The sequence below is a fragment of the Methylobacterium sp. WL6 genome (assembly GCF_008040095.1).
Classification (GTDB): domain Bacteria; phylum Pseudomonadota; class Alphaproteobacteria; order Rhizobiales; family Beijerinckiaceae; genus Methylobacterium.
The window spans coordinates 1-1780 of sequence record NZ_VRVH01000522.1 but is presented as its reverse complement, the minus strand read 5'-3'; the positions used below and the strand labels follow the sequence as shown (position 1 = coordinate 1780).

3 protein-coding genes are annotated in these 1780 nt (G+C 69.2%); all 3 read right to left on the bottom strand.

Going from position 1 to position 1780, the window contains the following annotated elements:
• A partial coding sequence (locus FV230_RS27990) for a sugar phosphate nucleotidyltransferase (protein WP_246695041.1) occupies positions 1-227 on the bottom strand: 227 nt, incomplete at its 3' end.
• Between the two features lie 26 nt (positions 228-253).
• Positions 254-1210, bottom strand: a complete 957-nt coding sequence (locus FV230_RS27985; RefSeq protein ID WP_147844683.1) for a GDP-mannose 4,6-dehydratase — start codon at positions 1208-1210, stop codon at positions 254-256.
• A gap of 49 nt (positions 1211-1259) precedes the next feature.
• On the bottom strand, positions 1260-1780 hold a 521-nt coding region (locus FV230_RS27980), incomplete at its 5' end, for a GDP-mannose 4,6-dehydratase (RefSeq protein WP_147844682.1).

Here is a 1780-nt window from a genome sequence, read left to right as displayed (position 1 = left end):
GCCGCCGCGATCACCGCCGGCCGGGCGAAGACCGCCGCGTCGCCCACCCGCCGCGCGGTGGCCTGGAACGTCGATTCCGACGCGTCCACCAGCCGCGCGAACTGCTTCGGCATGCTCTCGCGCGATATCGGCCACAGACGCGTGCCCGAACCACCGCACAAAATCACCGGGAGGATCGAACGCGAAGGCGATCGTGGATCGTTGCCCATGTCTTCCGGTCCGCTCATGAATTCGATCGTTCCATCGTCGCGTGTTACATCGCCGCCCGGGCGTGTGCGAGAACGTCGGCGAGCGCCGCGTCCCAGTCGCCCCGGGGAACCCAGCCGGTCGCCTCCGTCAGCCGCGTCGCGTCGCCGGCGGCGACCGGGATCTCCGACGGCCGCATCCGGTCCTTCGCGACCCGCACGTCGAAGGGGATCCGCGCATGCCGACGCAGGTCCGAGAGCACGCTTTCGATGCTGCGCGGCCGCCCAGAGGCGATGTTGAACACCGACCCGTCCACGATCTCGGCGCCGCGCCCGATCAAGTCGACATAGGCCTGCACCACGTCGCCGACGGTCAGGAAGTCGCGCTCGGCGGCAAGGTTGCCCACCTCCAGCACCGGCGGCACCAGGCCGGCCTCGATCCGGGCGATCTGGCAGGCGAATGACGGCACCACGAAGCGCTCGTCCTGGCCCGCACCGATCTGGTTGAACGGTCTCAGGATCACCAGCCGCACTTCGGAGCGCGCCAGCACGTCGCGCAGGATCGTTTCGCCGAACCATTTCGAGAGGGCGTAGGCGCCCTGCGGTTCGGGCCGCGTGTCCTCGGTCAGCGCATGGCCCGCGAGAAACGCCCGACCGTAGACCTCTCCCGAACTCACGAAGAAGAAGCCCGCTCCCGGAGCGGAGTGAGCCGTCGCCTCGGCGAGGTTCAGCAAGCCCATCAGGTTGACCCGCCACGTCTCCCCCGGCGCGTCCGCCGATTGCTGCACCGAGGCAATCGCCGCCAGGTGCAGCACATCGGTCGGCCGAAATTCGGCGACGCAGGCGCTCAAGGCCGCCTCGTCCAGCAGGTCGACCTGCCGGAAGGCGACGCCGTCCGGCAAGGAGGCCGGGGTTCCGCGACCGATCCCGAGGATCCGGTCCGACGCCCCGGTGCCGGACGACAGGGCTGCGAGCGCATGCCGGCCGACGAACCCGGTGGCCCCTGTGACCAGGATCCGCTTCACGGGCGCAGGCCGATCGGAACGTAGCCCGTCATCCTCTGTCCTTCTTTGATCAAACCCGACCGCCCAGGCGCTTCAGGTCGGCCTCGACCATTTCCTGGATCATCGCCTCGAGCGGGATCTCGGCCTTCCAGCCGAAGGCGGCCTCGGCCTTGGCCGGGTTGCCCAGCAGCACCTCGACCTCGGCCGGCCGGTACAGCTTCTCGTCGATGACGAGGTGGTCGTCCATGGCCAGGCCCACATGGGCGAAGGCCAGCGCGCACATGTCCCGCACCGTCGTCGTCCGCCCGGTGGCGATCACGAAGTCGTCCGGCCGGTCCTGCTGCAGCATCATCCACATCGCCCGGGTGTAGTCCTTGGCGTGGCCCCAGTCGCGCTTGGCGTCGATGTTGCCCAGCCGCAGCTCGGAGGACAGCCCGAGCTTGATCCGCGCCACCCCGTCGGTCACCTTGCGGGTGACGAACTCGACCCCGCGCAGCGGGCTCTCGTGGTTGAACAGGATCCCGTTCGAGGCGTGCAGGGCGAAGCTCTCGCGGTAGTTGATCGTCATCCAGTGCGCGTAGAGCTTGGCCA